Here is an 833-nt window from a genome sequence, read left to right as displayed (position 1 = left end):
GGGCGCGGCGCTCGGCCTCCCGAGCGTGGGCGCGCGCCACGTCGGCCTCGTCGCGGCGCGGCTTGACGGTGACCGTCGGCTGCAGCTGCGCGGTCGGCGAGACGTGCTGCGCTGGAGGGTGGTCCAGGTCGCGCGAGCGGGGGTCGGGCATCCGCACCGACTGCTCCAGGGCCTCCATCGCGTCCAGGAAGGCGTCCATGGACTTCACCGTCTTCACGTGGTCACGTCGCTTCCACCACCACTGAGCACCGAAACCCACCCAGACGAGGACGACGAGCACGAGGACGAGGAGGCTGGGCGGCATGGCCGCAGTCTAGAAACACAACGGTGTGATTCACAGGGGCAACACACGTCCTCGACCCCAACGGAGAGTGAACGTCCGGTCACGGTTCGCGCACCACCCCGGACGGTCCCCACTCCGGGGCCGTCACGGCGAAGACGCGGTGGTCGCGCCACGCCCCGTCGATGAACACCGCGGCCCGCCGCAGCCCCTCCTCGCGCAGGCCGAGGGCCCCCACCATCGCCAGGGAGGTGGCGTTGTCCACGGCCACCGCCACCTCCACACGGTGCAGGCCCACCGGCCCGAGCGCGTGGTCCAGAGCAAGCCGCAGCGCGGTGCGCCCCACACCCCGACCGGTCACCGCACTGTCCACCCAGTACCCCGCCGAGGCCGACCGGTGCCCACCCCACCGGATGTCGTCGAGCACCATCTCGCCGGCGAGCTCGCCGCGGTACTCGACGCCCCAGTGCAGCGCCGCCCCGGCGAGCGCCTCCGGGCGGGCGCGACGCACCATCCGGTGGAAGGCCGCCCGCACCGGCGGCACCGCCCCCAG

At 73.6% G+C, this 833-nt stretch carries 2 protein-coding genes; both read right to left on the bottom strand.

Features of this window, described 5'->3' with window-relative positions:
• The coding region (locus HMPREF3099_RS08715; RefSeq protein WP_141762089.1) for a hypothetical protein at positions 1–304 on the bottom strand (304 nt) is incomplete at its 3' end.
• Between the two features lie 79 nt (positions 305–383).
• On the bottom strand, positions 384–833 hold a 450-nt coding region (locus HMPREF3099_RS08710; protein ID WP_070705608.1), incomplete at its 5' end, for a GNAT family N-acetyltransferase.

Source organism: Kytococcus sp. HMSC28H12 (genome assembly GCF_001816045.1).
In the GTDB taxonomy this organism is placed as follows: domain Bacteria; phylum Actinomycetota; class Actinomycetes; order Actinomycetales; family Dermatophilaceae; genus Kytococcus; species Kytococcus schroeteri.
This window is presented reverse-complemented; position numbering and strand designations above follow the sequence as displayed.